A 24249-nucleotide genomic window follows, 5' to 3' on the forward strand; every position below is an offset into this window, starting at 1 on the left:
CCAGCGGCACGAGTTCATCGCCACCGCTGCCAACGAGCTGTGGCTCACCGACATCACCGAGCACCGCACCGGCGAGGGCACGCTCTACCTGTGCGCGATCAAGGACGTCTACTCCAACCGGATCGTCGGCTACTCCATCGACTCACGGATGAAGTCACGCCTCGCGGTGGCCGCGCTCGACAACGCCGTCGCCAGGCGCGGTGACGTCGCCGGCTGCATCGTGCATTCGGACCGCGGGTCGCAATTCCGCAGCCGGAAGTTCGTCCACGCCCTCAACCGCCACGACATGGTCGGATCCATGGGCAGAGTCGGCGCAGCCGGGGACTGTGAGACTCTCGATCACCTCTCGGCGGCCTGACTCTGCTTATGACTGACCTCGAAGTCTGGGTGTCCTGGCTGTTGATCTGTCGTCCGCCGAGGGGCGCATCACTCACTAGGTGCTGGCCGGGCGGGCGTGACCTCATAGGAGCCTGATCGCAACAGTCCCATCACAGTCCCGTCCACCCGACCGGCCAGCGTCGCTCACCCGGTTGGAGCAAGCATCATGAGCATGCAACAGGTTCCCTCGCACCGTCGAGTCGTCGTCGGTGTCGACACCCACAAGTACGTCCACGTCGCAGTCGCGATCGATGAGCTCGGCACCATCTTGGACAGTCGCTCGTTCGTGGCTGATGCCGGCGGCTACACCCAGCTGATCGAGTGGGCTGCCGCGTTCGGCGGGAAGTTGACCTTCGGCATCGAGGGCACCGGTTCCTACGGCGCAGGACTGGCTGGCGCGGTCCGACGACGTGGCATCGGCGCCCTGGAAGTGGTGCGTACCGATCGACGGGACCGCCGGCTGCGGGGCAAGTCCGACACCCTGGATGCCGAAAACGCCGCCAAAGCCGTCCTCGCCGGACTTGCCACCGCCGTGCCGAAGTCCCACGACGGTGTCGTGGAGATGATCCGTCAGATCAAGGTCGCCAAGGACATCGCCGTCAAGGCCAGAACCGCGGCGATGATCAGCCTCAAGCAGGTCATCGTGAACGCCCCCGACGACCTCCGTCAGGAGCTGCAGCACCTGTCGCGGATGGCGCTGATCAACCGGTGCGCGAGCCTGCGACCGGGCAAGGTCACCACCATCACCGCCTCCACGAAACACACGCTACGAGCGATCGCCAGACGCTGGCAGCAGCTCAACGCCGAGATCAGCGAGCACGAGAAGCTCCTGAAGGAACTCACCTCCCAGGCAGCACCCGGCCTCACGGAGGCGTTCGCCGTCGGACCCGACACCGCCGCCGAGATGCTGATCGTCGCCGGCGACAACCCCGAACGCGTCAGGTCCGAAGCGGCATTCGCTCGGCTCTGCGGCGTCGCACCGGTCCCGGCCTCCTCAGGCATGACCACCCGCCACCGACTCAACCGCGGCGGTCACCGCCAAGCCAACGCGGCGCTCTACCGAGTCGTAATCGTCCGCATGCAGCACCACGAGCCCACCAAGGCCTACGTCGCCAGACGCAGCGCCGAGGGCAAGACCAAAGCCGAGATCATCCGCTGCCTAAAGCGACTCCTCGCCCGCGAACTCTGGGCCGCCATGCGGCCCATACGAGACGCAAGGAACGAGCTCCAGCAGGCCGCTTGACAGCTATAGGAGCATCAACGCCGCCATGGAGAGCTTCTTCAGCCTGCTCCAGAAGAACGTCCTGGACCGCCGCCCCTGGAGCACCCGCGAAGAGCTCCGGATCGCAATCGTGACCTGGATCGAACGGACCTACCACCGCCGCAGACGACAGGCCGCTCTCGGCCGATTGACCCCCATCGAGTACGAGACGATCATGACCACGCCAGCCACTCAGGCAGCGTGACCCAACCTGTCACCTATCCGTGCAGCAGTCCCGGGCTGCCGGTCCGGTCGCCGGCTGTCGGGTTTCCTGTGGAGCTCGGCGCGCTGGTGGTCCCCGACGGGGTCCGTTCGGGACCACCCGGGTCGTTCTCCGACGCGCAGGCCCCCAGGGTCATGGACAGGGCGAGAGCCATTCCGGTTGCGGTCGGGCGTGCGAGCCTGGTGAAGGTCATGGGAGCAGGAGCACCTTGGTGGCGGTGCGCTGGTCCATCGCCTGGTAGCCCTCGGCTGCCTTGTCGAGCGGCAGGGTGAGGTCGAAGACCTTGCCCGGGTCGATCTTCCGGTCCCAGACGAGCTGGATGAGCTCGGGCAGGTACTGCCGTACGGGTGCGGGTCCGCCGTGGATGTGGACGCCGGCCATGAACAGTTCGTCACCGGGGATGGCGACGTCGTGGGAGACGCCGACGAACCCGACGTGCCCGCCAGGGCGGGTGGAGTGGATGGCCTGCATCATGGCTTCCTGGGTGCCGACGGCCTCGATGACCGGGTGTGCGCCGAGCCCGTTGGTCAGTTCCTTGACCTTCGCGACGCCGTCCTCGCCGCGCTCTTCGACGATGTGGGTGGCGCCGAACTCGCGGGCCAGCGCCTGCCGGTCGGCGTGGCGGCTGATGGCGAGGATCCGCTCGGCGCCGAGCTGCTTGGCGGCGAGGACGCCGAGCAGGCCGACCGCGCCGTCACCCACGACCGCGACGGTCTTGCCGGGCCCGGCCTCGGCGGCGACGGCGGCGAACCAGCCGGTGCCGAGCACGTCGGAGGCCGCCATGAGCGACGGGATCAGGTCCGGGTCGGGCATGCCGGGCGTCGCGACGAGCGTGCCGTCGGCGAGCGGGATGCGGGCCAGCTCGGACTGGGTGCCGATGGCGCCCATGGGCACGCGGTGCACGCAGTAGGCCTGGTAGCCGGCCCGGCAGATCTCGCAGGTGTTGTCGGAGGCCCAGAACGAGCCCACCACGAAGTCACCTACCTTGACGGTGCGGACCTCGTCGCCAACCTCCTCAACCACGCCGACGTACTCGTGGCCCATCACCTGGTGCTCGACGGGCTCAGCGCCCCGGTAGGGCCACAGGTCGCTGCCGCAGATGCAGGTGGCGCTGAGCCGGATGATCGCGTCGGTGGGCTCGATGATCGTGGGGTCCTCGCGGTCCTCGACCCGCACGTCCCCGGGTGCGTGCATGACAACCTGGCGCATGGCGCTGGGCTCCTCTTCTTCTCGTTGCTGGTCGTGCTGCTGGTCGTCGTACTTTGCTGCCTCGTCCTCGAGTAAACCGGCATGTCTGCGCGTATGGGAGTCCCTGCCGTGAGGCGCACTCACAGGGCACCCTTCGCGGCCCCGGTCGCGTCAGGGAGCGGCCTATCCTCGGTAACGTGGACAACCGACAAGAGGTGCGGGAGTTTCTCACCACCCGGCGTGCGCGCATCACCCCCGACGCGGTCGGGCTCGCCACCACCGGCAGCCGCCGCGTGCCGGGCCTGCGTCGCAGCGAGGTCGCGACGCTTGCCGGCCTCAGCGTGGAGTACTACGCCCGGCTCGAGCGCGGCCAGATCGCCGGCGCCTCCTCCAGCGTCCTGGAGGCGCTGGCGCGCGCCCTGCAGCTCGACGAGACCGAGCGCGCCCACCTTCACGACCTCGCCCGTGCCGCCGACGGAATCCCCACCAGCGGCCGGCCCCGCCGTCGTGCGCCCACCAAGGCCGCCTCGCGGCTCAGCCTGCAGTGGGCGCTCGAAGCCATCACCGACGGCGTCGCCTTCGTCCGCGACCCGCACCAGAACCTCCTCGCGACCAACCGCCTCGGCCGCGCGTTCTATTCGCCCGTCATCGGCGACGGCGGCAGGACCCCAAACCTGGCGCGGTTCCAGTTCCTCGACCCCGCCTCGCACGACTTCTACCCCGACTGGGAGCTCTTCGCCCAGATGTGCGTCGGCATCATGCGCACCGAAGCCGGCCGCGACCCACACGACCGGGGTCTGCAAGACCTCGTCGGCGAGCTCTCCACCCGCAGCGAGACCTTCCGCCGCCTGTGGGCCGCACACGACGTCCGCACCCACGGCACCGGCACCAAGCGCTTCCAGCACCCGGTCGTGGGCGAGCTCACCCTCGCCTACGAAGAGCTCGCGATCACCGCCGAACCCGGACTCGTCCTCCTCGTCTACACCGCCGAGCCCGGCTCACCCTCCGCCGAACGCCTCCGGCTGCTCGCCTCCTGGGCGGCGTCGGAGCAGGCGTCCGTCCCCACCGACCCCCCAAGGAAGAAGTCCCACGACAACCATGAAGCTCACCCCTAACTCCACCGACACCGCCGCCGGCCCCGCCGACTGGTTCACCGGCGACGCCTACATCGACAGCATCCGCAACCCCGACGACCAGTCCGCAGTCGGCTGCGCCCACGTCCGCTTCACACCCGGTGCCCGCACCGCGTGGCACCACCACCCCAAGGGGCAGACTCTCTACGTCACCGACGGCATCGGGTACGTCGCCCGCCGCGGCGGCCGGCCGCAGGAGATCCGCCCCGGCGACGTCGTCTACATCGAGCCCGGCGAAGAGCACTGGCACGGCGCCACCCCCGGCCGCTTCATGGCGCACGTCGCCATCCAGGAGGCCGACGATCAGGGCGAGGTCGTGACCTGGCTCGAGCACGTCACCGACGAGGAGTACACCACCGCTCCGGCGCACGACTGACCGGCGGAAGTGCTGCGTCGTTGTGCGGGGGCACCGACACGCCAAGCGTTTCGTCCCAGCAAGCCGCACTCGGCACGAGGTAGCTGCTGGAGCTCCCGAAGGCAGTATGGGTCGAGCCCAACGTCCGGAGCTGCCGCGACCAACACGTCGAGGGGACGTGTCACACGGTCGCCCAGGTCGCGCCGAGACGCGCCAGCAGTCGGCACCGGCTCCAGAGATGTTGCCTCCGGAACGGCTCGCTCGAGCCATCCGGCTAGATCTGTTGCGGACTGTGTGCGGACTGGGAGCACCTAGCAGCGCGCTGACCTGCACAAACGCACTGATTCACACGTTGAAGCGGAACTCCACGACGTCGCCGTCCTGCATGACGTAGTCCTTGCCCTCGATGCGGACCTGGCCCTTGGCCTTGGCCTCGGCCATCGAGCCGGCGGCGACGAGGTCGTCGAAGGAGACGATCTCGGCCTTGATGAAGCCGCGCTGGAAGTCGGTGTGGATGACGCCGGCGGCCTCGGGGGCGGTCGCGCCCTTGGGGATCGTCCAGGCGCGGGCCTCCTTGGGGCCGGCGGTGAGGTAGGTCTGCAGGCCGAGGGTCTCGAAGCCGACGCGGGCCAGCTGGTCCAGGCCCGCCTCGTCCTGGCCGGCGTCGGCGAGCATCTCGGCCGCCTCCTCGGGCTCGAGCTCGACGAGCTCGGACTCGAACTTCGCGTCGAGGAAGATCGCCTCGGCCGGTGCGGCGAGCGCCCGCAGCTCCGCCTGCATGGCCTCGTCGGCCAGGCCCTCGTCGTCGGTGTTGAAGACGTAGATGAAGGGCTTGGCGGACAGCAGCTGGAAGGAGGCGACGTGCTCCATGTCGAGCCCCGCCTTCTCCGCGCCGGTGGAGACGGCCGTGCCCTCCTCGAGGAGGGCGAGGACCGCGCGGGCGGTGTCGAGGACGGCGGCGTCGGTCTTTTTGCCGCGGACCTCCTTCTCCAGGCGCGGGATGGCCTTCTCCACGGTCTGGAGGTCGGCGAGCACGAGCTCGGTAACGATGGTCTCGATGTCGTCGGCCGGGGACACCTTGCCCTCGACGTGGACGACGTCGGGGTCGCTGAACGCGCGCGTCACCAGGCAGATGGCCTCCGCCTCACGGATGTTGGCGAGGAACTGGTTGCCCAGCCCCTCCCCCTCCGAGGCGCCACGGACGATGCCGGCGATGTCGACGAAGGAGACCGTCGCGGGGAGGATCTTCTGCGAGCCGAAGACCTCCGCCAGCTTGTCGAGCCGCGGGTCGGGCAGCGGCACGACGCCGACGTTCGGCTCGATCGTCGCGAACGGGTAGTTCGCGGCGAGCACCGTCGCGCGGGTCAGGGCGTTGAAGAGGGTCGACTTGCCGACGTTGGGCAGTCCGGCGATTCCGATGGTGAGGGCCACGGGCAACGAGTCTACGTGCCGGGCGACGAGCCAGTCTCCGACCATGCGCCCGGCGGTCCACCATGCTCCCGCTGGACCGGGAGCACAGTGGTACCAGCGGGCGCACGGTCGGGAGTGGGGCGCTCGGCGCTGAGCCGAGCGGGTTGCGGCAGGCTGAGGAAGGGCCGGTCAGCCGCCGGCGACCTCCACGGCCGCCTCGCGGCGCGGGTCGGCCGCACCCGTCAGCGCACCGGTCTCCGGGTCCACCACCAGCGCGTTGACCGAGCCGAAAGCGTACGCCGAGGGCGGCACCATCTCGACGGCGTAGCCCTGGGCTGCGAGCCCGTCGACCACCTCCTGCGCCGTCCCCTCCTCCAGCCGCATCGTCCGCCCCTCGAGGTGGAACCGCGGCGCGAGGACCGCCTCCTCCAGCGACTGCCCGTGCCACGCCCACCGTGCGTACACCCCGGTGAGGATGTTGGGGATGAGCCGGCCGCCGGGTGAGCCGATGACGAGGACCGGCCTGGCGTCGTCGTCGAGCACGACCAGGGGCGCGGACCAGCTGACCGACTTCCTGCCCGCCTCGGGCCGGTTGGCCGGGGACTCGATCGCGCCGAAGCGGGAGAGCTGGTCGTTGAGGAAGAAGCCCTCCCGGTAGGTGCCGGAGCCGAACCAGTGGGTGAGCGTGTTCGTCATCGACACCGCCGTGCCCGCGGAGTCGACGACGCTGATGTGGGTGGTGTTCTGCGCGTCGTCCGCCGACGTCCGGGAGGCGGCGTCCGGCGCGACCCGCGCCGCGAGCCGGGCGTTGCGCTCCGGGTCGACGAGCTCGGCGACGGGGACGTCGACGAAAGCGGGGTCTCCGAGCACCGTGCCGGCCGACTCGTCGGCCACGGTCCACGCGGCGGAGACGCCCTCGACGAAGGGCACCGAGCCGGGCTCGGTCGCCGCGACGTCCAGCGCCTCGGCCACCTGCAGCATCTGGACCAGCGGTGCCCCGGGCAGCGGGGGCAGCGCCGCGAGCACCTCGTGCTCGCCGAGGGCGCCGCGCACCGGCTCCCCGCTCACCACCTCGTACCCGGCGAGGGACCCGGCGTCGATGCCTGGCACGGTGGTGAGGGAGTCCGCGAGCGCCCCCGTGTAGAAGGCCTGCGGTCCGTCCTCGGCCAGCGTCCGCATCGTGCGCGCCAGCTCCTCCTGGACGAGCAGCTCCCCCTCCCCGAGCGGCTCACCGCCCGGGCGCAGCTGCGGCAGCTCGGCGACGATCCCCGGCCCCACATCCTCCCGCAGCCGCACGGCGAGCATCCCCGAGGCGGGGTGCCCCTCGGCGGCGAGCTCGATCGCCGGGGCGAGGACCTCGGCCCACTCGGCCTGGCCGTGGGCCTCATGAAGGGTGCCCATCCCGGCCACGAAGCCGGGGATGCCGGTCCCCGACGCCGGGACCACGCCGTCGTCGGCCACGACCTCCCGGTAGTCGTAGGTGACGGCGCGCTCGCCGTCGCCCTCGGGCACGACGATGCTCGCCCCACCGCCGCCGATGCCCGACGCGTACGGCTCGACGACGGCGACGGCGAAGGCGGCGGCGACCGCCGCGTCGACGGCGTTGCCGCCCTCCTCGAGGATCCTCATCCCCGCGGCGACGGCGGCCGGGTCACCGGCCGCCACCCCGTACTGCGGCTCGGCCGTCGGGGTGGGGCTGGGCTCGGGCGCCATCGTGGTCGGGGGCGCCGTCGTCGGGACGGTCGTGGCGGGTGACGGCTCGGGCTCCGTGCTCGTGCAGGCGACGAGGGCGAGGGCGGCGAGACCGGCGAGAGCGAGGCGTGCGGTCGGTGCGGGCACGGGTTGCCTCCTTGGTCCGGGTATCTACGGTAGGAGCAGATCCGGCGGGCGCATCCCGCCGGCGAGGGAGCGGAGGCGGGCATGGCCGACACCGCCGACCCCCTCACGCGGACGGGCGCCTCCTCCGGCAGCCGCCGGCGCGTGCTCGCGGTCGACGCGGCACGGGCGCTGGCGATCGTCGGCATGGTCTCGGTCAACGTCGGCCCGACGGACGCCACCGGCCTCGGCGGCTACCTCTACCTGCTGCCCCACGGCCGCGCCTCGGTGCTCTTCGTCCTGCTCGCCGGCATCGGGTTCTCGCTCATGACCCGGCGGGTGCGCGAGGCCGCGGCCCCCCGTGGGCCGCTGTGGGCGGCACTGGGCTGGCGCTGTGCCCTGCTCCTCGTGGGCGGCCTCGCGCTGCAGCGACTGGGCCACGAGGTCAACGTCATCCTCGCCGTCTACGCCCTGCTCTTCGTCCTCGCCGGCGCGCTCGTCCGCGCCCGCGGCGGTGTGCTCCTCCTCGTCGCTGCGCTCGGCGCACTGGCCGGCCCGGTGCTGTGGCTCGCACCGCAGGTGAGCGCCGGCACGCCCTTCGACGGGCGACCGCCGCAGCTCGGTGACGGACCCGTCGAGGTGCTCACCGCCGTCGTCCTCACCGGCCCCTACCCGCTCGTCACGTGGCTCGCCCCGTTCGCGCTGGGGATGTGGCTGGGACGGCGGGACCTCACCTCACCGGTCCTGCAGCGACGGACGGCGGTGGTCGCGGCCGTCCTCGGGCTCGGATGCCCGCTCGTGGCCCGTGTCGCGGCCTGGGGGCGCGGCGGCCCCGTCGGGGACACCTCGTGGGAGCTGCTCCTCACCGACGCCCCGCACGGGCAGATGCCGCTGTGGATCGTCGGCGCGACGGCGGTGTCCGTCCTCGTCCTCCTCGGCTGCCTCACCGTGGAGCGGAGGCTCGGGTCACGGCTGCTCCGGCCGCTGGCGCTCCTGGGCCAGCTGTCGCTCAGCTTCTACGTCCTGCACCTGCTCGTCCTCGCGTGGCTGCGTCCGCTCCCGCACACGCTCGGCCAGGGGGTCCTCATCAGCACCGTCATGGTGCTCCTCGCCGCGGTGGGGGCGACCCTGTGGCGCCGCAGCCACCGTCGCGGACCGCTCGAGCTCGCGCTGCGGGCGCCGTGGACCTGGCGGACCCGGCCCGCCTGACTCCCGCCACGCGACCCCGCTCCCGCCGGTCCACCATGCTGCCGGTAGACCGGGCGCACGGTGGGTCCAGCGGGCGCATGGCGGGGAGGTGGGCCGGCCTACGGCGCAGGCGGTGTCCCGTGCGCGCACCCACCGGCTGTGCCACGGTGGGGGCACCCGTCCGCTCCGAGGAGGACCGATGCCCGACCTCATGCCGCTGGTGAGCTCCCACATGCAGGCTGCCCGTGCCGACGAGCACGGCCGCAGCGCCGAGCTCGTCCTCCGCGACGGCGTGCTGCGCCAGTCGATCATCGCCCTGCGCGAGGGCACTGAGCTGGCCGAGCACAACGCACCGCACGCCGCCAGCCTCCAGGTGCTCGTGGGCAGGGTCCGGGTGACCGGTGAGGACGACCCGGTCCTCACCGCGGGCGAGCTGCACGCCCTCACCCACCAGCGCCACGCCGTCGTCGCCCTCGAGGACTCGGTCTTCCTCCTCACCACCGTCACCAGCCAGCCCGGGGAGCCCCCGCAGCGGGCGTGACGGCGGCACGGCGGCGCCTGCGAGGATGGACCGGTGCAGCCCGCCATCGTCTTCCGCGCCGCAGCGAGCCGCGGCTACGCCGTCGCCACCTGGGTGGTGGCGGCCGCCGTCCTCGCCGCCTTCGCCGTCAACGGCGGAGCGGCCGAGGTGCTCCGCTACGGCGCCCTGCCGCTCCTGCTCGCCGCCCTCGGCTGGGCGGCGTTCTGGCGCCCTGTCGTCCTCGTCGAGCCCGACGGCGTGCGGGTGGTCAACGTCATCAGCACGACCTGGCTGCCCTGGGCGGCCATCACCGGCACCCGCACCCGGTGGGGCTTGGAGATCACCACCCACGACCGGAAGGTCGGGGCCTGGGCCCTGCCCGCCCGCAGCGCCATCGGCCGCTGGACCAGAGCGAAGCGGGACGTCCCGGTCGTGTCCTCCCTGCACCGCCTCGACAGCGTCGAGGCTGGCGGCGCGGACCCCGACGTCGTCGCGGGGATCGTCGAGGAGCACCGGACCGGGCACCTCGCGGGGGCGGCTGCGCGGCCCGAACGGCACCTGGAGATCCTCCCGGCCGGGCTCCTCATGACGACGGCGGGCCTGGCACTCGTCTCGCTCCTGCTCTGACCTCCCCGCCGATGTCAGTGGCCCCTGCCACCCTGGGGGCATGGACACGACGACGGCGATCCTCCTGGCCGTAGCCACCCTCGCCACCGGGCTCGTGCTCGGTCTGCTCCTGGGCCGGGTGCGCGCCGAGGCGGCCACGTCCCGCGCCCGGCAGGAGGCTGCGGCCGCGCGGGCACGGGCGGAGGCACTGGCCGAGGAGTGCGCGGACCTGCGCGAGCGCGCCAGCCGCGACCACGACGTCCTGCGCGCCCTCGCCCCGGTGCGGGCCACCCTCGCGCAGGTCGGGGAGCACGTGGCCGAGCTCGAGCGGGAGCGCACCGAGCAGTACACGGTGCTCGCCGAGCGGCTCCACGCCGCCCAGCGCAGCGACGCCGAGCTGCGTGCCACCACCGCCAGCCTCGCCGGCGCCCTGCGCTCGGGCACCACCCGCGGCCAGTGGGGCGAGGTCCAGCTGCGCCGCGTCCTCGAGGCGTCCGGGATGCTCCGGCACGTCGACTTCCTCGAGCAGGCCACCGTCGCCTCGCTGCCCGGGGCTCGTGCTGGGGCCGGGGCGGGCCGGCCGGACGTCGTCGTCCGGCTGCCCGAGGAGAAGTACCTCGTCATCGACGCCAAGGTGCCCTTCGACGCCTACCTCGAGGCCAGCGCCATCACCGCCGTGGACGATCCGGAGGCGGCGGACCGCCGCGCGCGCCTCCTCGCCGCCCACGCCCGGGCCCTGCGCGGGCACGTCGATGCCCTCGCCTCGCGCCGGTACCACGAGCAGCTCGCGGGCAGCCCCGAGCTCGTCGTCATGTTCGTGCCCTCCGAGGGGCTGCTCTCCGCCGCCCTCGAGGCGGACCCGGCGCTGCTCGAGCACGCGCTGCGCCAGGGTGTGGCCCCCACCTCCCCCTCCTCGCTCCTCGCCCTGCTCCGCACGACGGCAACCATCTGGTCCTCCGCCTCGGTCACCGAGGATGCCAAGCGGCTCCTCGAGCTGGGCCGCACGCTCTACGAGCGGCTCGGCACGGTGGCGGGGCACGTCGGCCAGCTCGGCCGCACCCTGGAGAGCGCCGTGCAGCACTACAACAAGGTCGTCGGATCGGTGGAGTCGCGCCTGCTCGTCACGGCCCGTGGTTTCGAGGGGCTGGACGCCGGCGGCCTGGAGGTGCGCGAGGTGGACGCCGATCGCGCCCAGGTCCGCCGCTTCACCGCGAGCGAGCTCACCGACCCGCTCGCCGGCGAGCTGCCCGAGCAGCTCCCGCTCGGCCGCTGAGTCCCCAGCTCCGCGCCGGAAGAGGGCATCGCGGCCGAGCCTCAGCCGCGTCCGCCGCCTCCGAGGTCGAGGTGCGCGCCGGGGATCGCCCCGAGCAGCTCGCGGGTGTAGTCCTGCTGCGGCCGCTCGAAGACCTCGTCCGTCGTCGCCATCTCCACGATGCGCCCCTTCTCCATGACGGCGACCGTGTCCGCGATCTGCCGGACCACCGCGAGGTCGTGGGTGATGAAGAGGTAGGTGAGGCCGAGCTCGTCCTGCAGGTCGCCGAGCAGCGTGAGGATCTGCGCCTGGACGAGCACGTCGAGTGCGGACACCGCCTCGTCGCAGACGACGAGCGAGGGCTCCAGCGCGAGTGCGCGGGCGATGGCGATGCGCTGGCGCTGCCCGCCCGAGAGCTCTCCGGGGTAGCGGCGCATCGTCGAGCGCGGCAGCGCGACGAGGTCGAGCATCTCCGCGACCCGTGCGGCACGCGCCTTGCGGCTGCCCACGCCGTGCAGCCGGAGCGGCTCCTCGATCGTGCGGAAGATCGAGTACATCGGGTCCAGGGAGCCGTAGGGGTTCTGGAAGATCGGCTGCACCTTGCGGCGGAAGTCGAACAACTCCCGCCTGGTCAGCGTGGACAGGTCGGTGCCCTCGAAGGTCACGCGTCCCGACGTCGGCTCGAGAAGGTTGAGGAGGATGTTGGCCACCGTCGACTTCCCCGAGCCGGACTCCCCCACCAGCGCCATGGTCGCGCCTCGCGGGACGGTGAAGGAGACGTCGTCGACGGCCCGGAAGGTGCTCCCCGCGCCCGGCAGCGCCCCGCGCAGCGAGAACTCCCGGACGAGGTTCTCCGCGACGAGGATGGGTGGCCGCGTGCTGACGTCCCCGTGCGTGTGCTCCTGCTGGCTCTGCTCACCGCGCTCGTGGGCGGTCTGGATCCTCCGGGACGTGAGCGACGGCGCGGAGTCGACGAGCCGGCGCGTGTAGGGGTGGCGCGGGTCGGTGAGGATCTGCGCTGCCGGGCCCGACTCGACGACGAGCCCGCGGCGCATGACCACCAGGTGCTCGGCCCGCTCGGCCGCGAGCCCGAGGTCGTGGGTGATGAAGAGGACCGCGACGTCCCGCTCACGGGTGAGGCGGGCGAGGTGGTCGAGGATGCGCCGCTGGACGGTGACGTCCAGGGCGGAGGTGAGCTCGTCGGCGATGAGGAGGCGCGGGTTGCCCGCGAGCGCCACCCCGATGAGGGCGCGCTGGCGCATCCCGCCGGAGAACTCGTGCGGGTACTGCCGCGAGCGCCGCTCGGCGTCGTCCAGGCCCGCCTCGGCGAGCACCTCGTTCGCCCGCTCCCTGGCCGCCCGCCCGGTGGCCACGCCGTTCGCGGCGAGCGCCTCACGGACCTGGAAGCCGATCTTCCACACCGGGTTGAGGTTGGTCATCGGGTCCTGCGGGACCATGCCGATCTCCCGGCCGCGCAGCCGCTCCATGTCCTTGCGGCCCAGCCCGGTGATGTCACGCCCGTCGAAGGAGATGGACCCGCCGGTCACCTTGCCGGTCCCGGGCAGCAGGTCGATGACCGCGTTGGCGAGCGTCGACTTGCCCGAGCCGGACTCCCCGACGATCGCCACGCTCTGGCCGGGGTAGACGGTGAGGTTCGCGCCGCGCACGGCGGACACCATGCCGGTCGTGGACCGGAAGCTCACCTCGAGGTCGCGGACCTCGAGCAGCGGCTCGTCCGGGCGCAGGTTCTCGCTCACCGGTCACGCACCCTCGGGTCGAGGGCGTCACGCACGGCGTCGCCCATCATGATGAAGCCGAGCACCGTCAGCGCCAGCGCCCCGGACGGGTAGAACAGCACACCCGGCCGGCTCCGCAGCGAGGCCTGCGCCTGGGAGATGTCCCCACCCCACGACACGATCGACGGCGGCAGCCCGACGCCGAGGAAGCTCAGCGTCGCCTCCGCGACGATGAAGGTACCCAGCGCCACCGTCACGTAGACGATGATCGGCGCCGCCGCGTTCGGCAGGATGTGGCGCAGCAGGACGGTGGACCGCCCCGCCCCCAGCGCCCGGGAGGCGGTGACGTAGTCGTTGTTCTTGACGTTCATCACCGCTCCGCGCGCGATCCGCGCCACCGGGGGCCAGCCGAAGACGGCGAGGACGAGCGCCACCGTCCAGATCGTCCGGCTCGCCGTCACCTGCATGAACACGATGGCGGCGAGCACGAGCGGGATGGCGAAGAAGATGTCGGTGAGCCGCGAGAGGAGCGTGTCGAACCAGCCGCCGAGGAAGCCGGCCAGTGACCCGATGGCCGTCCCGAGGACGAAGACGATCGCCGTCGTCACCACGCCCACGGTCACCGAGGAGCGCGCCCCGTAGACGACCCGCGAGTACAGGTCGCAGCCCTGCCGGTCGAAGCCGAACGGGTGGCCGGCCTCCGGCCCGCCCAGGGAGCGGGCGAGCTCGCAGTAGCGCGGGTCCTGGGAGGTGAACAGCGAGGGGAACAGGGCCACCGTGCACACGAGGAGGATGATCGCCGCGGACGCCCAGAACAGCGGGCGACGGCGCAGCTTGGACCACGCCTCGCCCCACATCGTCGACGGCGCACCGCTGTCGGCGACGGCGTCGACGGCACCGAGCCCGGCCTCGTCGAGCTCGGCGAAGAAGTGCTCCTGACCGCGCCGTGACGCGCGGGGGGCCGGAGCCCCGCGGTGGGGTAGCTCAGCCATAGCGGATCCTCGGGTCCAGGGCGGCGTACAGGAGGTCGACGAGCAGGTTCGCGAGGATGTAGACGACGACGAGGACGGTCGTCAGGGAGACGACGGTGACGTTCTCGCCCTGGATGATCGCCCGGAACAGGGTGCCGCCCACCCCGTTGATGTTGAAGATGCCCTCGGTGACGATGGCCCCTCCCATGAGCGTGCCGAGGTCGGCGCCGAGGAAGGTGACGACCGGGATGAGCGAGTTGCGCAGGACGTGCACGGAGATCACCCGGTGACGACCCAGACCCTTGGCACGGGCCGTGCGGACGTAGTCGGCGGTGAGGTTCTCCGAGACCGAGGTCCGCGTGAGGCGCAGCACGTAGGCGAGGGACACCGCGCCGAGCACCGCCGCCGGCATGAGGAGGGAGCGGAAGCCCGGGTCGTTGCCCGCCGTCACCGGCAGCCAGCCCAGCTGGACGCCGACGACGAACTGCAGCACGAAGCCGATGACGAAGGTCGGCACCGCGATGACGAGGAGGCTGAGGACGAGCACGGTCGAGTCGAACACCCCGCCGCGCCGCAGCCCCGCCACGAGTCCGAGCACCACGCCGAACACGGCCTCGAAGGCCAGCGCCATGACGGCCAGCCGGAAGGTCACCGGCAGCGCGTCCTGGACGACGTCGAGCACCTCCCGCCCCGAGAAGGTGATGCCGAGGTCGAGGGTGAGGATGCCCCGCAGGAACAGGAGGTACTGGACGAGGAAGGGCTCGTCGAGGTTGTACTGCTCGCGGATCTGCTGCTGCACGGCCTCCGGCAGGCCCCGCTCCCCACCCAGCGCCGCCACCGGGTCCCCCGGCAGCGCGAAGACCATCGCGTAGATGAGGAGCGTGGCGCCGAGGAACACGGGGACGAGCTGGAGGAGCCGCCGCCCGACGTACCTGACCATCCCGTTCTCTGCTTCCGGGCGTCAGCCCTTGGTGACCTGGGGCAGCTCGACCTGCCGGTTCCAGGCGAACTCGACGTTGTCCACGGCCTCGGAGTGACCACCGACCGCGTTCTCCACCCACAGCGGGATGCCGGGCAGGTCCTCGAAGAGGATCGCCTGCGCCTGGGTGACGAGCTCGTTGGCCTGCTCGGTGGACTCGGCGGCGTCGATCTGCCGCATGAGGTCATCGAACTCGGGGTTGGAGTAGAAGGCGTCGTTCGAGCCCGCCCCGGTCGAGTAGATCGGTGCGAGGAAGTTGACGAGCGAGGGGTAGTCGGCCTGCCAGCCCGCGCGGAACACCCCGGAGATCTCCTGGTTGTCGCGGGCGTCGAGGAACTCGGAGAACTGCGGGTAGGCCTCGAACTCCGCCTCGATGCCCAGGGTGTTGCGGATCGAGTTGGCGACGGCGTCGATCCAGGCCTGGTGGTCGCCGTCGGCGTTGGAGCTGATGGTGAGGGTGCCCTCCCACGGCTCGATGGCCTCCGCCTCGGCCCACAGCTCGGCCGCGCGCTCGGGGTCGTACTGGGCGAGGTCGTTGCCCGGCACGTCCGGTGTGAAGCCCTCGATCGACGGCACCGTGAAGTCGACCGCCGGCGTCACGGCACCGGAGAAGATCGTCTCGGCGATCTGCTCCCGGTCGATGGCCAGCGAGATCGCCTGCCGGCGCAGCAGCCCGGCCTCACCCTCGAACTGCGGCAGGTAGGACGGCACGGACAGCGTCTGGTTGAGCGCGGCGGGCTGGTTGACGGCACGGTCGCCCAGCTCCTCCTCGAAGCTCCCCAGGGCCGAGGACGGCATCTCGTCCATGATGTCGAGGTTGCCGGCGATGAGGTCGTTGTAGGCGGTGTCGAGGTTGTCGTAGAAGACGACGCGCACGCCGTCGTTCTGCGCGGGCGTGCCGCCGGTGTAGGACTCGTTGGGCACGAGGTCGATCTGGACGTTGTGCTCCCAGGCCCCCTCCTCGGCCAGCTGGTAGGGACCGTTGCCGACCGGGTCCTCCCCGAAGGCCTCCATGTCCTCGAAGGCCGACTCGGGCAGCGGGTAGAAGGCGGAGTAGCCCAGGCGCTGCGGGAAGTCGAACTCCGGCTGGCTGAGCCGCACGGTGAAGGTGCGGTCGTCGACGACCTCGAGCCCGGTGAGCTCGGAGTCCTCCTCCTGGGAGTAGCCCTCGATGCTCTCGAAGAAGTAGCTGCTGTTCTGGGCGTTGCTCAGCAGCGCGCCGTAGTTCCACGCGTCGACGAAGCTGCTCGACGTGACAGGGGTGCCGTCGGAGAAGGTCCAGCCCTCGGCGAGGGTGATCGTGAAGTTCTGGTTGTCCTCGGTCTCGATCGACTCGGCGACCTCGTTGACGACGGTCCCGTCGGTCTCGTAGCGGACCAGACCGGCGAAGAGGAGGTCGAGGATGTCGCCACCTCCCACCTCGTTGGTCGCGGTGGGGACGAGCGGGTTCTGCGGCTCCGTGCCGTTGATCGACACGACCCCGGCGCCGGCGTCCGGGTCTGCGGAGGTGGCGTCACCCTCGCCGCCGTCGTCCGACCCGGAGCAGGCGGCGAGGAGGAGAGAGGCGGCGAGTGCCGCCGCGGCGGTACGGCTGGCGCGGATCCTGGACATGACGAGCCCCCCGGGGTCGTGGTCGCTGGGACGTGACGCGGGTCACGTGCGTCGCACGATATGCCGGGGAGCCGTCCGGTGGGAAGGCCTCGAGCTCTCAGGAGGGCTGGCGGGAGCCGAGCAGCTGCTCGCGCACCACCCGGCGCAGCACCTTGCCGAGCTGGGAGCGCGGCAGGTCCTCGAGCACCGTGACAGCGCGCGGCATGGCGTAGGCGGAGATCCGGTCCTCGGCCCAGCGGCGCACCGCGGCGAGGTCGACGCTGGCTCCGGGCTCGAGCACGAGAGCGGCGACGACACGCTCGCCGCGCGGGCCGTCGGGGACGCCGACGACGGCGACGTCCCGCACGCCGGGCATCGAGCGGACCGCGTCCTCCACCTGCGAGGGGTAGACGTTGAAGCCGCCGGTGATGATGAGCTCCTTGCGGCGGTCGGCGAGCGTGACGAAGCCGTCCGCGCCGAGCCGGACGAGGTCGCCGGTGCGCAGCCACCCGCCGTCGAGCATGACCTCGGCGGTCGCCTCCGGGTTGGCCCAGTAGCCCGCGAAGACCTGCGGCCCGCGGATGAGGAGCTCCCCGACCTCGCCGGTGGGGACCTCGACCTCCGGCTCCTCCGGGTCGACGACGCGGATCTCCGTGCCGGGGAAGGGCAGGCCCAGGGCGCCGGGACGCCGCTGCGGGCTCAGCGGGTTGCCGAGCGCGACCGGGGAGGTCTCGGTCATGCCGTAGCCCTCGATGATGAGGCCGCCGGTGACGCGCTCCCAGTGGGCGGCCACCTCGGGGGCGAGGGACATCGCGCCGGAGATCGCGAAGCGCACGGCCCTGAGGTCGGCGCCCTTCTCCTCGGCGGCGTCCGCGAGCCGGGCGAACATCGGTGGCACCCCACCGAAGAAGGTGACCGGCCGGCGCCGCACCGCGGCGAGGACCATGTCCGGGTCGAAGCGCGGGAAGACGAGCTGGGCGGCGCCCAGCCGCACCGCGGTGGTGAGAGACAGCGTCATCCCGAAGGCGTGGAAGAAGGGCAGGACGGCGGAGAACACCTCGCTGCCGTAGCGCAGCTCGGAGATCCACGTCGCGTTCTGCGTGACGTTGGCGATGAGGTTGCGATGGGTCAGGACGACGGCCTTGGGCGTGCCGGTCGTGCCGCCCGTGTGGAGGAGGACGGCGGTGTCGTGGGGCTCGGGGCCCGCGGCGTCGGCGGGCAGCGGGGCGGCGCGACGCAGCTCCCGCTCCCAGCCGAGCACGCCGCCCGGGACGGGACCGCGCATCTCCGCCCGCTGCGCCCGGGCGGCGGGGACGGGCAGGCGCAGCAGGAACCGGGAGCGGCGCGGGAGGGCGGCGGTGAGATCGGCGGCGAGCACGGTACGTCCCTGCAGGTCGCCGCCGGGGCACACCTTGGCCAGGGACTTCTCCCACGCGACGACGACGCGGGCGCCGTGCGCGTCGAGCTGGGCCCTGATCTCGGCCGGGGAGGCGAGCGGGTTGTGCTCGGCGACCACCGCCCCGAGCCGGAGCGCGGCGTAGAAGGCGACGACGTGCTGGGGGCAGTTGGGCAGCACGAGGGCGACCCGGTCGCCGGCGCGCACGCCGGCGGCGGCGAGCACCGCGGCGGCGCGGTCGACCTGCGCCGCGAGCTCTCGGTACGTCGTCGTCGCCCCGAGGAAGTCCAGGGCGACGTTGTCCGGCACCCGCTCCACGGCGTCGGCGAGGAGGCCGGGGACGGTGATCTCCGGGACGGTGAAGTCGTCAGTGGTCATGAGTCCTTCGTTCGCGCGGTGCCGAGGTCGGGGCCCCTGCGCCAACGTAACCTACGGACGCGTAACCTCGCGCGCCGATGGTCCCGTCAGGACTGGACGGGCAGCGCGCGGCGGCCGCCGCGCCGCGGCCGGTCCGGCTGGTCGCCGGACGCCTTGAGGTCGGCGCGCAGGTTCTTGGGCAGGGAGAAGATGATGTCCTCCGTCGCCGTGCGCACCTCCTCGACCTCGCCGTAGCCGAGCCGTCCGAGGTGGGTGATGACGTCGCGCACGAGGATCTCCGGCACCGAGGCGCCGGAGGTGAGCCCGACGGTGCTGGCCCCCTCGAACCACGAGTCGTCGATCTCCTGGGCCCGGTCCACCCGGTAGGAGGCGCGGGCACCGGCCTCGAGGGCCACCTCGACGAGCCGCACCGAGTTCGAGGAGTTCGCCGAGCCCACGACGATGACGACGTCGCAGTCCGGCGCCATCTTCTTCACCGCCACCTGGCGGTTCTGGGTGGCGTAGCAGATGTCGTCGCTCGGCGGGTCCTGGAGGGCCGGGAAGCGCTCACGCAGCCGGCGGACCGTCTCCATCGTCTCGTCGACCGACAGCGTGGTCTGGGACAGCCAGACGATGTTCTCGGGGTCGCGCACGACGACCTTGTCCACCTCGTCCGGGGAGTTGACGACCTGGATGTGGTCCGGCGCCTCACCCTGCGTGCCCTCGACCTCCTCGTGGCCGTCGTGACCGATGAGGAGGATGTCCATGTCGTCGCGGGCGAAGCGCACGGCCTCCTTGTGCACCTTCGTCACGAGCGGGCAGGTGGCGTCGATCGTCGCCAGGTTGCGGGCAGCCGCGGCGGCGTGGACGGCCGGCGAGACACCGTGGGCGGAGAAGACGACGCGCGCCCCCTCGGGCACCTCGTCGGTCTCGTCGACGAAGATCGCGCCGCGCGAGGTGAGGGTCTCGACGACGTACTTGTTGTGGACGATCTCCTTGCGCACGTAGACCGGCGCGCCGTAGTGCTCGAGCGCCTTCTCGACGGCGTCGACGGCGCGGTCCACGCCCGCGCAGTAGCCGCGCGGCGCAGCGAGGAGGATCCGGCGGCCGGGAACGGCGGCGGCTCCGGGCGTGCGCGCGGGCACGTCGTCGGGGAAGGCGGACGCGCCGGCGAGGGACTGGACCTCGCGGCGGCCGGGCGCCCCAGCGCCCAGGGAAGCGTCAGAAGGCACGGTAGTCACCTTGACAGGCTACGTTGCGGGGACGGGAACGTCTGCCCCCGGTGTCATGCTGTGAGCGATGCGACCCGACCTGTACATCGACGACTACCGGCCGGCCGACCGTGCCGCGCTCTACGACGTGTGCCTGCGCACCGGGAACGTCGGCGCGGACGCCGGTCCGGACCACGAGGACCGCGACCTCCTCGGGCACGTCTACCTCGGGCCCTACCTCGAGCTCGAGCCCGAGCTCACCCTCGTGCTGCGGGCCGCGGGGAGCGGCGGTCCCGTGGGCTACGCCGTCGCGACGGCGGACACCGCCACCTTCGAGGCCGCCTGCGAGGAGCGGTGGTGGCCCCCGCTGCGCGCCCACTACCGCGCCCGCCCGCCCCGGCCCGGCAGTGCCGACGCCCGGCTGGTGCGCATGATCGAGGACGGCGTGCGCACGGAGGGCCCCTGGCTCGCCGAGCACCCCGCGCACCTGCACGTCGACCTCCTCGAGCCGGCCCGCGGCGTCGGCGCCGGACGTGCCCTGCTCACCCGGCTCTTCGCGGCCCTCGAGGACCGCGGCGTGCCCGGTGTCCACCTGGAGGTCGCGAGCGCCAACGACGGCGCGGTCGCCTTCTACCGGCGGCTCGGCTTCACGGTGGTCGCCGAGCGTCCCGACAGCCTCGTCATGGCACGTCGGCTGGCCCCGGCGGCGGTGGCCTCGTGAACGCCGCACCGCTGCCCGAGCGGGCCGCCCAGACCTCGCCGGACCAGCCGTGGCCGCTGCGGCTGCTGTCGGCGAAGATCGCCGAGTACGTCGCGCGGATGTCCCCAGTGTGGGTCGAGGGGCAGATCGTCCAGCTCAACCGCCGGCCGGGCGCCGGGATGGCCTTCCTCACCCTGCGCGACGCGGACGTCGACACGTCGATGACGGTGAAGATCTTCGCCCGGGACCTGCCGGAGGTGGCCGAGGGCTCACGCGTCGTCGTCCACGCCAAACCGGACTTCTACCAGAAGAACGGCTCCCTCTCGCTGCACGCCCGGGAGGTGCGCGCCGTCGGCCTGGGTGAGCTGCTCGCGCGCATCGAGCACCTCAAGGGCGTGCTCGCGGCGGAAGGGCTCTTCGCCGCCGAGCGCAAGGTCCCGCTGCCCTTCCTCCCCGGCACCGTGGGCCTCGTGTGCGGCCGCGAGTCCAAGGCCGAGCACGACGTCGTCGTCAACGCCCGGGCCCGGTGGCCCGGCGTGCGTTTCGAGATCCGGGAGGTCGCCGTCCAGGGGCCGGGCACGGTCGCGCAGGTGGGTCGCGCCATCGCCGAGCTCGACGCCGACCCGTCCGTCGAGGTCATCGTCGTCGCCCGCGGTGGCGGCTCGGTCGAGGACCTCCTCCCCTTCTCCAACGAGCAGCTCGTGCGGGCCGCCGCGGCGTGCCGCACCCCGCTCGTGTCCGCCATCGGGCACGAGACGGACACCCCGCTGCTCGACCTCGTCGCCGACTACCGCGCCTCGACACCCACGGCGGCCGCCAAGCGGGTGGTGCCCGACGTCGCCGAGGAGCGGCGCGGTCTGCTCGCCGCCTGCCAGCGGCTGCGCGCCTCCGTGGCGGGGCGGCTGCACAGCGAGCAGGTGCGCCTGGACGCGCTGCGCTCCCGCCCGGTCCTCACCGACCCGACGACGATGGTCACCGTCCGCGCCGAGGAGGTCACCCGCCTGGCCGCCTCCGTGCGGCAGGCGACAGCCGCGCGCCTCGACCGGGACGCGGCCGCGGTCGAGTCGCTGCGCGGCCACCTGCGGGCGCTGTCCCCGCTCGCCACCCTCGAGCGTGGCTACGCGGTGCTGCGCACGGCCGACGGCGCGGTGGTCCACGATCCCGCGGCCGTGGCCCCAGGGGACGTGCTCGACGCGCGCGTGGCCGGCGGGCGGCTCGCGCTCGAGGTCCGGGAGGGCCACCCGCACCCGTGAGTGCGGGCGGCCGGCCCGCCCGTCAGGCGAGTGCCTGCGCCTCCGCCGCGAGCCGCGCCTCGCGGACCTGCGTGAAGGACGTGCCGTGGTAGGCGGCGGCCATGAGGTCCTTCATGTCCTCGAGCATCGGCATGCGCGGGTTGGCGGGTGCGCACTGGTCCTCGTAGGACCGCATCGCGAGGTCGTCCAGGCCCTCGAGGAAGGCGCGCTCGTCGACGCCCTGCGCCGCGAAGGACCCGGGGATCCCCACCGCGGCCCGCAGCTCCTCCACCGCCCGGGCGTAGGACTCGACGCCCTCCTCGGCGGTCCGGGCCGGCAGCCCGAGTGCCTCGGCGATCTCGCGGAAGCGCTCCGGCGCCACGTAGGACTCGTACTTGGGCCAGCTCGTCAGCTTGGTCGGGACCGTCCCGTTGTACCGGACGACGTGCGGGAGCAGGGTCGCGTTGGTGCGCCCGTGGATGAGACCGAAGGTCGAGCCCACCGTGTGCGCCATGGCGTGGACGATCCCGAGGAAGGCGTTGCCGAAGGCCATCCCGGCGATCGTGCCGGCGTTGTGCATCTTCTCCCGCGCCTCGTCCGCCCGGGGACCTCCGTTCACGGAGTCGGCGAGGTTGGCGAAGATGAGCCGGATCGCGTGCAGCGCCATCCCGTCGGTGAAGTCGTTCGCGTAGACGGACACGTAGGCCTCGGTCGCGTGGGTGAGGGCGTCGAAGCCGGAGTCCGCGGCGAGGGACGCCGGCATCTCCCCGGTGAGCGCGGGGTCGACGATCGCGACCGTCGGGGTGAGCGCGTAGTCGGCGAGGGGGTACTTCACACCGGTCGCCGGGTCGGTGATGACGGCGAAGGGCGTCACCTCCGCGCCGGTGCCCGACGTCGTCGGGATGCACACGAGCTTGGCCTTCTCCCCGAGGGGAGGGAACTTGAAGGCCCGCTTGCGGACGTCGAAGAACTTCTCCCGGATGTCGGTGAACACGACGTCGGGGTGCTCGTACTGCAGCCACATGACCTTGGCGGCGTCCATCGGTGAACCGCCGCCGAGCGCGATGATCGTGTCGGGCCGGAACTCCCGCATCGCGTCCGCGCCCCGCTCGACGGTGGTGATGGACGGCTCGGGCTCGACGTCGTCGATGATCTGCAGGGCGACCTTCCCGGGCCTGCGGCCGAGGACGTCCAGGACCCTGTCGACGAAGCCGAGGCGGGTCATCGTCGCGTCGGTGACCACGGTGACGCGGTGGACGTCGGGCATGTCCTCGAGGTAGCGGATCGCGTTGGCCTCGAAGTACGTCTTGGCGGGCACCTTGAACCACTGGAGGTTGTTGTTCCGCCGGCCGATCCGCTTGATGTTGAGGAGGTTGGCCGCCGAGACGTTGCCCGAGACGGAGTTGGCGCCGTAGCTGCCGCAGCCGAGGGTGAGGGAGGGCAGGAAGGAGTTGTAGATGTTGCCGATGCCGCCGAGGGACGCCGGGGAGTTCCAGATGACCCGCACCGCCTTGACCCGGGAGCCGAACTCCTCGACGGTGGCCCGGTCCTCGGTGTGGACGGCGGCGCTGTGGCCGAGCCCGTCGAGCTCGACCATCTGCTCGGCCAGCGTCATGCCGTGCTCCCGGTCCGCGGCGCGCAGGACCGCGAGGACGGGGCAGAGCTTCTCGCGGGTGAGCGGCTCGTGGGGCCCCACGCCGCTGACCTCGACGAGGATGATCGAGGTGTCGGCCGGCACCGCGAAGCCCGCCTGCTCCGCGATCCACTGCGGGCTGCGTCCGACGACGGCGGCGTTGAGCCGCGCCCCCGAGCACGCCGTGTCCCCCGCCTCCTGCCCGAAGACGAACCGCTCGAGCATCGCCTTCTCGGCCGGGGTGACCCGGTAGGCGTGGAGCCGGGCGAACTCGTCGAGCGCGGCGTCGTAGACGGAGTCGTCGATGATGACGGCCTGCTCGGAGGCGCACACCATGCCGTTGTCGAAGGCCTTGGACAGGACGATGTCGTTGACCGCGCGCGGCAGCTTGGCGCTGGCCTCGATCCACGCCGGGACGTTGCCGGCCCCCACGCCGAGGGCGGGCTTCCCGCAGGAGTAGGCGGCCTTGACCATGGCGTTCCCCCCGGTCGCGAGGATCATCGCGACTCCCGGGTGGTGCATGAGCTCGCGGGTGGCCTCGACCGAGGGCTCGGTGACCCACTGGATGCAGTGCTCCGGCGCCCCGGCAGCCACCGCGGCGTCCCGCACCACCCGCGCAGCCGCGACCGAGGACTCCTGCGCGGCGGGGTGGAAGGCGAAGATGATCGGGTTGCGGGTCTTGAGGGTGATGAGCGCCTTGAAGATCGCCGTCGACGTCGGGTTGGTCACCGGGGTGATCCCGGCGACCACCCCCACGGGCTCGGCGATCTCGACGATGCCGTTGAGCTCGTCGCGGTTCACCACGCCGACCGTCCGCATGCCCGACATCGAGTTCGTCACGTGCTCGCAGGCGAAGATGTTCTTCACCGCCTTGTCCTCGAAGACGCCCCGGCCGGTCTCCGTGACCGCGAGGCGGGCGAGGACGCCGTGCTGGTTGAGCGCCGCCACCGACGCCTTCTTGACGATGCGGTCGACGTCCTCCTGGGTGAAGGACTCGTAGGCGGACGCGGCCTGCGCCGCGCGGGCGACGAGCCGGTCGATCTGCGGGCGGAGTGTGGTGCCCGTGTCGGACTGTGCTGCGGGGGTCGTGTCGATGCTCATCGTGGACTCCGTGT

Annotated in this window: 19 protein-coding genes and 2 pseudogenes; 11 read left to right on the forward strand and 10 right to left on the reverse strand. The window is 72.3% G+C overall.

The annotated features are described in order from the left end of the window. The 3 genes and pseudogenes from DSZ44_RS04140 to DSZ44_RS04150 form a co-directional block, all read left to right on the forward strand. Positions 1–325, forward strand: a pseudogene (locus DSZ44_RS04140) (transposase); the annotation flags it as partial. Positions 326–544: 219 nt separating this feature from the next. Continuing rightward, entirely contained in the window at positions 545–1621 is a 1077-nt protein-coding gene (locus DSZ44_RS04145) for an IS110 family RNA-guided transposase (RefSeq protein ID WP_110851364.1), read from the forward strand. Positions 1622–1637: 16 nt separating this feature from the next. Then, a pseudogene (locus tag DSZ44_RS04150) lies at positions 1638–1844 on the forward strand (integrase core domain-containing protein); the annotation flags it as partial. Positions 1845–2051: 207 nt separating this feature from the next. Here the strand turns inward: DSZ44_RS04150 and DSZ44_RS04155 are convergent. Beyond that, positions 2052–3071, reverse strand: a complete 1020-nt coding sequence (locus DSZ44_RS04155) for a zinc-dependent alcohol dehydrogenase family protein (protein WP_110851365.1) — start codon at positions 3069–3071, stop codon at positions 2052–2054. 176 nt (positions 3072–3247) lie between these two features. Here DSZ44_RS04155 and DSZ44_RS04160 point away from each other — a divergent pair, with 176 nt between their 5' ends. Both DSZ44_RS04160 and DSZ44_RS04165 read left to right on the forward strand, forming a co-directional pair. Beyond that, on the forward strand, positions 3248–4165 hold the full coding sequence (locus DSZ44_RS04160; protein ID WP_110851366.1) for a helix-turn-helix transcriptional regulator: 918 nt from the start codon (positions 3248–3250) through the stop codon (positions 4163–4165). Beyond that, the gene (locus tag DSZ44_RS04165; protein WP_110851367.1) at positions 4149–4559 is read left to right on the forward strand and encodes a (R)-mandelonitrile lyase; all 411 of its coding nucleotides are present in this window, start codon (positions 4149–4151) and stop codon (positions 4557–4559) included. The genes DSZ44_RS04160 and DSZ44_RS04165 overlap by 17 nt, the downstream gene beginning before the upstream one ends. A gap of 324 nt (positions 4560–4883) precedes the next feature. On the opposite strand, the gene ychF is transcribed toward DSZ44_RS04165, so the two are convergent. Next, entirely contained in the window at positions 4884–5969 is a 1086-nt protein-coding gene (ychF, locus tag DSZ44_RS04170; protein WP_110851650.1) for a redox-regulated ATPase YchF, read from the reverse strand. A 168-nt stretch (positions 5970–6137) separates the two neighbouring features. Continuing rightward, entirely contained in the window at positions 6138–7787 is a 1650-nt protein-coding gene (locus DSZ44_RS04175) for a gamma-glutamyltransferase (protein ID WP_110851368.1), read from the reverse strand. Between the two features lie 81 nt (positions 7788–7868). Between DSZ44_RS04175 and DSZ44_RS04180 the strand changes: the two genes are divergently transcribed. The 4 genes from DSZ44_RS04180 (at position 7869) to DSZ44_RS04195 (ending at position 11350) form a co-directional block, all read left to right on the forward strand. After that, positions 7869–8972 carry a DUF418 domain-containing protein gene (locus DSZ44_RS04180; protein WP_110851369.1) on the forward strand — a complete coding sequence of 368 codons (1104 nt, stop codon included), beginning with the start codon at positions 7869–7871 and terminating at the stop codon, positions 8970–8972. 178 nt (positions 8973–9150) lie between these two features. Next, positions 9151–9492, forward strand: a complete 342-nt coding sequence (locus tag DSZ44_RS04185) for a cupin domain-containing protein (RefSeq protein ID WP_110851370.1) — start codon at positions 9151–9153, stop codon at positions 9490–9492. Positions 9493–9525: 33 nt separating this feature from the next. After that, positions 9526–10098 carry a PH domain-containing protein gene (locus DSZ44_RS04190; protein ID WP_110851371.1) on the forward strand — a complete coding sequence of 191 codons (573 nt, stop codon included), beginning with the start codon at positions 9526–9528 and terminating at the stop codon, positions 10096–10098. Between the two features lie 40 nt (positions 10099–10138). Further along, a complete protein-coding gene (locus tag DSZ44_RS04195; RefSeq protein ID WP_110851372.1) occupies positions 10139–11350 on the forward strand; it encodes a DNA recombination protein RmuC in 1212 nt (403 codons plus the stop codon). Between the two features lie 41 nt (positions 11351–11391). Here DSZ44_RS04195 and DSZ44_RS04200 read toward each other — a convergent pair whose 3' ends face one another. From DSZ44_RS04200 to DSZ44_RS04225, 6 genes are all read right to left on the reverse strand, one after another. Beyond that, on the reverse strand, positions 11392–13086 hold the full coding sequence (locus DSZ44_RS04200; protein WP_258369214.1) for a dipeptide ABC transporter ATP-binding protein: 1695 nt from the start codon (positions 13084–13086) through the stop codon (positions 11392–11394). Further along, positions 13083–14057 (reverse strand): ABC transporter permease, encoded by a 975-nt coding sequence (locus DSZ44_RS04205; RefSeq protein ID WP_110851373.1) that lies wholly within the window; start codon positions 14055–14057, stop codon positions 13083–13085. Before DSZ44_RS04205 ends, DSZ44_RS04200 begins: the two co-directional genes overlap by 4 nt. Continuing rightward, entirely contained in the window at positions 14050–14976 is a 927-nt protein-coding gene (locus tag DSZ44_RS04210; RefSeq protein WP_110851374.1) for an ABC transporter permease, read from the reverse strand. Before DSZ44_RS04210 ends, DSZ44_RS04205 begins: the two co-directional genes overlap by 8 nt. Positions 14977–14997: 21 nt before the next feature. After that, on the reverse strand, positions 14998–16626 hold the full coding sequence (locus tag DSZ44_RS04215) for a peptide ABC transporter substrate-binding protein (protein ID WP_110851375.1): 1629 nt from the start codon (positions 16624–16626) through the stop codon (positions 14998–15000). Positions 16627–16723: 97 nt separating this feature from the next. Next, positions 16724–18379, reverse strand: coding sequence for an AMP-binding protein (locus DSZ44_RS04220; protein WP_110851376.1), 1656 nt, complete (start codon positions 18377–18379; stop codon positions 16724–16726). Positions 18380–18465: 86 nt separating this feature from the next. Then, positions 18466–19503 (reverse strand): 4-hydroxy-3-methylbut-2-enyl diphosphate reductase, encoded by a 1038-nt coding sequence (locus DSZ44_RS04225; protein WP_110851652.1) that lies wholly within the window; start codon positions 19501–19503, stop codon positions 18466–18468. A 154-nt stretch (positions 19504–19657) separates the two neighbouring features. Here DSZ44_RS04225 and DSZ44_RS04230 point away from each other — a divergent pair, with 154 nt between their 5' ends. Further along, complete coding sequence (locus DSZ44_RS04230) at positions 19658–20290, forward strand: GNAT family N-acetyltransferase (protein WP_110851377.1); 633 nt, start codon at positions 19658–19660, stop codon at positions 20288–20290. After that, the gene (gene xseA, locus DSZ44_RS04235) at positions 20287–21522 is read left to right on the forward strand and encodes an exodeoxyribonuclease VII large subunit (protein WP_110851378.1); all 1236 of its coding nucleotides are present in this window, start codon (positions 20287–20289) and stop codon (positions 21520–21522) included. The genes DSZ44_RS04230 and xseA overlap by 4 nt, the downstream gene beginning before the upstream one ends. Positions 21523–21544: 22 nt before the next feature. Here xseA and adhE read toward each other — a convergent pair whose 3' ends face one another. After that, positions 21545–24235 carry a bifunctional acetaldehyde-CoA/alcohol dehydrogenase gene (gene adhE, locus DSZ44_RS04240; RefSeq protein WP_110851379.1) on the reverse strand — a complete coding sequence of 897 codons (2691 nt, stop codon included), beginning with the start codon at positions 24233–24235 and terminating at the stop codon, positions 21545–21547. Positions 24236–24249: the final 14 nt, after the last annotated feature.

Origin of the sequence: Georgenia satyanarayanai (genome assembly GCF_900116375.1) — a bacterium.
Taxonomy (GTDB): domain Bacteria; phylum Actinomycetota; class Actinomycetes; order Actinomycetales; family Actinomycetaceae; genus Oceanitalea; species Oceanitalea nanhaiensis.

What these genes read in the sequence shown, in the direction of transcription:
- DSZ44_RS04145 (WP_110851364.1), top strand. Translation starts at nt 545, where the DNA reads ATGAGCATGCAACAGGTTCCCTCGCACCGTCGAGTCGTCGTCGGTGTC.
- DSZ44_RS04155 (WP_110851365.1), bottom strand. Translation starts at nt 3,071, where the DNA reads ATGCGCCAGGTTGTCATGCACGCACCCGGGGACGTGCGGGTCGAGGAC.
- DSZ44_RS04165 (WP_110851367.1), top strand. Translation starts at nt 4,149, where the DNA reads ATGAAGCTCACCCCTAACTCCACCGACACCGCCGCCGGCCCCGCCGAC.
- DSZ44_RS04180 (WP_110851369.1), top strand. Translation starts at nt 7,869, where the DNA reads ATGGCCGACACCGCCGACCCCCTCACGCGGACGGGCGCCTCCTCCGGC.
- DSZ44_RS04185 (WP_110851370.1), top strand. Translation starts at nt 9,151, where the DNA reads ATGCCCGACCTCATGCCGCTGGTGAGCTCCCACATGCAGGCTGCCCGT.
- DSZ44_RS04195 (WP_110851372.1), top strand. Translation starts at nt 10,139, where the DNA reads ATGGACACGACGACGGCGATCCTCCTGGCCGTAGCCACCCTCGCCACC.
- DSZ44_RS04205 (WP_110851373.1), bottom strand. Translation starts at nt 14,057, where the DNA reads ATGGCTGAGCTACCCCACCGCGGGGCTCCGGCCCCCCGCGCGTCACGG.
- DSZ44_RS04210 (WP_110851374.1), bottom strand. Translation starts at nt 14,976, where the DNA reads ATGGTCAGGTACGTCGGGCGGCGGCTCCTCCAGCTCGTCCCCGTGTTC.
- DSZ44_RS04215 (WP_110851375.1), bottom strand. Translation starts at nt 16,626, where the DNA reads ATGTCCAGGATCCGCGCCAGCCGTACCGCCGCGGCGGCACTCGCCGCC.
- DSZ44_RS04220 (WP_110851376.1), bottom strand. Translation starts at nt 18,379, where the DNA reads ATGACCACTGACGACTTCACCGTCCCGGAGATCACCGTCCCCGGCCTC.
- DSZ44_RS04230 (WP_110851377.1), top strand. Translation starts at nt 19,658, where the DNA reads ATGCGACCCGACCTGTACATCGACGACTACCGGCCGGCCGACCGTGCC.
- adhE (WP_110851379.1), bottom strand. Translation starts at nt 24,235, where the DNA reads ATGAGCATCGACACGACCCCCGCAGCACAGTCCGACACGGGCACCACA.